The organism is Pseudonocardia pini, assembly GCF_013870575.1.
GTDB classification, from domain to species: domain Bacteria; phylum Actinomycetota; class Actinomycetes; order Mycobacteriales; family Pseudonocardiaceae; genus Pseudonocardia; species Pseudonocardia pini.
In genome coordinates this window covers 1-3,720 of record NZ_JACBXB010000570.1, presented here as the reverse complement: position 1 = coordinate 3,720, position 3,720 = coordinate 1, and the positions used below count along the sequence as shown (strand labels likewise).

The window sequence follows — 3,720 nt, the reverse complement described above, 5'->3', positions numbered from 1 at the left end:
TCACCCTCCAGGCGGGCTGGCCCACCCTCACCGACTACGACGGCTGGTGCGCGGCAACGGGTCTGGCCCTCGAGGACCGCTGGGCCACCTGGGACCGCGCGCCGTTCACGGGTGGCTCCTACGCGGTCTCCGTGACGCGGAAGCCCGCGTAGCCCTTCGCCGCGACCGCGTCGCAGATCTCGCGGTAGGGCCCCACCCCGCCCGTGTAGGGCAGCAGCACCCGCGGCTTGCCGGGCACGTTCGCGCCCAGGTACCAGGAGTTCGCCAGACCCATGAGGGTCTGCGCGCCGGCCTCGGCGTTGTGCGCCACCCAGCGGTCCTGGGCCTGCTCCTCGGCCTCGATCGTGCGGCCCGCGAGCGTCGCGAGGCAGTCGGTGACCCAGTCCACGTGCTGCTCGATCGACACCAGCATGTTCGACAGCACCGACGGGCTCTGCGGCCCGGTGATCGTGAACAGGTTCGGGAACCCCGCCACGCCCAGGCCGAGGTAGGTACGCGGGCCGTGCGCCCACTCGTCGCGGAGCCGGCGGCCGTCCCGGCCGGTGACGTCGACGGCGAGCAGCGCGCCGGTCATCGCGTCGAACCCGGTGGCGAGCACCAGGTCGTCGACCTCGACGAGCTCGTCGGTCGTCCGCACCCCGGTCGGGGTGATCTCCTCGATCGGTGTCTTGTGCAGGTCCACGAGCCGGACGTGGGGCCGGTTGTACGTCTCGAAGTAGCCCGTGTCCAGACAGGGCCGCTTGGTGCCGAACGGATGGTCGCGGGGGCCGAGGGCCTCGGCCGTCTCCGGGTCGTCCACGACCTCGCGGATCTTCGAGCGGATGAACTCGGCCGCGGTGTCGTTGGCGGCGAGGTCGAGGCCGAGGTCGCCGAAGGTCTGCCGGAAGGACGACAGCCCGCCCCGCTCCCAGGCCCGCTCGAAGGCGGCGGTGCGCTCGGCCTCGTCGACCGACAGCGCCGAGACCTGCGACGGCGTGCCCAGCAGCCCGTTCACCGACTCGCGCGCGGCCTGTCGGTGCCGGGGGTAGTCCGCCTTGCGAGCCTGCTGGACGGCGGGCTCCAGGGGGCCGTTGCGGGCCGGGACGACGTAGTTCGCGGTCCGCTGGAACACCGTCAGCCGCGCGGCCTGCTCGGCGATCACCGGGATGGACTGCACCCCGGAGGAGCCGGTGCCGACCACGGCGACCCGCCGCCCGGTGAGATCCACGCCCTCGTGCGGCCAGCGGGCCGTGGAGTACGTGGGTCCGGCGAACGTCTCGACGCCCGGGAGGTCGGGCTCCTTGGGCACGGACAGGCAGCCGGTGGCGAACACGCAGTAGGTCGCGGCGATCCGCCCGCCCGCGTCCGTCTCGATCTCCCAGTGGTCGTCCTGCCAGGTCGCGGCGGTCACCCGGGTGTCGAACGCGACGTCGCGCCGCAGGTCGAAGCGGTCGGCGACGTGCTCGACGTAGCGCAGGATCTCCGGCTGCGCGGGGTAGCGCTCGGACCACTCCCACTCCTGCTCCAGCTCGGGGGAGAAGGAGTAGGAGTACTCGAGGCTCTCGACGTCGCAGCGTGCGCCGGGGTACCGGTTCCAGAACCAGGTGCCCCCGACCCCGCTCCCGGCCTCTACCACCCGGGTGCGCAGGCCGAGCCCGCGCAGCCGGTGCAGCTGGTACAGACCGGCGAACCCGGCTCCCACGACGACGACGTCCACGTCCGGCATCGGCACTCCCTCGTGACGGCGGTCACCTCAGGATGCCTCACGACGCCCGGATCTGCTGAGCGTTCGTTCAGTGCCGGTTCAGTGTCGGTTCAGTGTCGGCTCAGTGTCGGCTCAGTGCCGGAGCTGGGCGGCGAGGAACTCGGTGGTCTGGGTCCACGCCTCGGCGGCGGCGCGCTCGTCGTACATCGAGGGGGCGTCCCAGTTGGAGAAGGCGTGCCCGGCGTCGTGGTGGCGCACCGTCACGTTCGGCTTGTCGGCCACCGCCGCCTCGACGAGCGCGATCTGCTCGGCCGGGATGAACGGGTCGTGGTCGCCGTAGTGGAACAGGGTGGGGCAGCGCAGCGCGCCCGCGCTCCCGAGCATGTCGTGGATGCCGGAGCCGTAGTAGGGCACGGCGGCGTCGAGGTCCGGGTTGGTGGTGGCACAGAGGTAGGTGAGGGTGCCGCCGAGGCAGAAGCCGATCGCCCCGACCTTCCCGGTACAGGCGGACAGCCCGCGCAGGTGGGCCAGCGTCGCCGTGATGTCGCTCGCGGCCAGCCCGAAGTCCAGCCGCTGGACCATGCCCATGCCGTCCTGCATGCCGGACTCGTCCTTGCGCTCGAACCGGGGCTCCAGCCGCCAGAACACGTCCGGGGCCAGCGCGACGTACCCCTCGCCCGCGAGCCGGTCGCAGATGCCGCGGATGTTGTCGTTGATCCCGAAGATCTCCTGGAAGACCAGCACGCCGGGGCCGTGGCCCGCGGCGGGCAGGGCCAGGTAGGCGTCGAAGACCCCGCCGTCGCCGGCGCTCACCTTCTCGTAGCTCATGGCGGGATCATGCCCTGGCGAGGATCTCGCCGTGGGGGAGGAGGAACCAGCCGTCCGGTTCGGCGGCCCACGACCGCCAGCCCGCGGAGAGGTCCTCGAGATCGGCCCGGGTCGCCAGGCCCCGATCGACGGCCTGCTCCGCGATCGCGGACTGCAGGATCCGGTCCGCCCACAGCCCGCCCCACCAGGCCCGGGCCTCGGGGGTGGCGTAGCACCAGACCGACGCGGTGGGCGTGACCTCGGTGAACCCGGCGGCGTGGGCCCACGCGAGCAGTCGACGGCCCGCGTCGGGCTCGGCATCGTTGGAGTGCGCGACGGCCCGGTAGAGCTCCAGCCACGCGTCGAGCCGCGGTTCGGCGGGGTACCAGGTGAACGCGGCGTAGTCCGCGTCCCGGGCCGCCACGACCCCGCCCGGTCGGGTCACCCGGCGCATCTCCCGCAGGGCCGCGACGGGGTCCGACAGGTGCTGCAGGACCTGGTGGGCGTGCACGACGTCCCAGCTGTCGTCGGGGTCGGAGAGGCGGTAGACGTCGTCGACGGCGAACTCGACACCGCCGCCCTGGGCGCGGGCCTCGACGAGTGGGGCCTCGACGACGTCGACGCCGCGGACCCGGCCCGGCGCGACCCGCGACGCCAGGTCGTGGGTGACGGTCCCGGGTCCGCAGCCGACGTCGAGCAGGTCCAGGCCGGGACGGAGCAGCGGGACGAGGTAGCCGGCGGAGTTCTCGACGGTCCGGTTGCGGTGCGAGCGCAGCACGGAGTCGTGGTGGCCGTGGGTGTAGACGTCTCTCACCTCACCACACCTTACGGATGCGGATCGGTCCCTTCGCCGTGTCGAGGTCGATCACCTCGCCGCGCTGGGTGATCTCGACCTCGCCCGCCGCGGCGAGCCGTCCCGCCGCGGCGCGGACCTCGTCCATCCGGTCCCGCCAGCCCTCGGGATCGAGCCTGCGGGCGGCGTCGGAGGGACAGATGGTGCCGGTCCGCGCGTCGAGCAGATCGAGGATCGTGCGCTCGGCCCTCCCCGCCCCGTCGGTCACGGCCCCACGATCGCACGTCTCAGTGACGAGCGAGGACCGCCTCGTCCAGGGCCGCGCGCATCTCCGCGACGGGACCGGGGCGGCCGGTCATCAGCTCCACCTGCGCGACGGCCTGGTGCAGCAGCATGTCCAGCCCGCTCGCGATCCGGCAGCCCGCCATCGCCGCGC

At 73.1% G+C, this 3,720-nt stretch carries 4 protein-coding genes and 1 pseudogene; all 5 read right to left on the bottom strand.

Annotated elements, in window-relative coordinates:
* Positions 1 to 118: 118 nt before the first annotated feature.
* Positions 119 to 1,705 (bottom strand): flavin-containing monooxygenase, encoded by a 1,587-nt coding sequence (locus H5J29_RS24880; RefSeq protein WP_181783453.1) that lies wholly within the window; start codon positions 1,703 to 1,705, stop codon positions 119 to 121.
* 111 nt (positions 1,706 to 1,816) lie between these two features.
* Positions 1,817 to 2,512, bottom strand: a complete 696-nt coding sequence (locus H5J29_RS24875) for a dienelactone hydrolase family protein (protein WP_181783452.1) — start codon at positions 2,510 to 2,512, stop codon at positions 1,817 to 1,819.
* Positions 2,513 to 2,519: 7 nt separating this feature from the next.
* Positions 2,520 to 3,305 carry a methyltransferase domain-containing protein gene (locus H5J29_RS24870; RefSeq protein WP_181783451.1) on the bottom strand — a complete coding sequence of 262 codons (786 nt, stop codon included), beginning with the start codon at positions 3,303 to 3,305 and terminating at the stop codon, positions 2,520 to 2,522.
* Position 3,306: 1 nt separating this feature from the next.
* Complete coding sequence (locus tag H5J29_RS24865) at positions 3,307 to 3,552, bottom strand: DUF3253 domain-containing protein (protein WP_181783450.1); 246 nt, start codon at positions 3,550 to 3,552, stop codon at positions 3,307 to 3,309.
* 19 nt (positions 3,553 to 3,571) lie between these two features.
* A pseudogene (locus H5J29_RS24860) lies at positions 3,572 to 3,720 on the bottom strand (shikimate dehydrogenase); the annotation flags it as partial.

What these genes read in the sequence shown, in the direction of transcription:
- H5J29_RS24880 (WP_181783453.1), bottom strand. Translation starts at nt 1,705, where the DNA reads ATGCCGGACGTGGACGTCGTCGTCGTGGGAGCCGGGTTCGCCGGTCTG.
- H5J29_RS24875 (WP_181783452.1), bottom strand. Translation starts at nt 2,512, where the DNA reads ATGAGCTACGAGAAGGTGAGCGCCGGCGACGGCGGGGTCTTCGACGCC.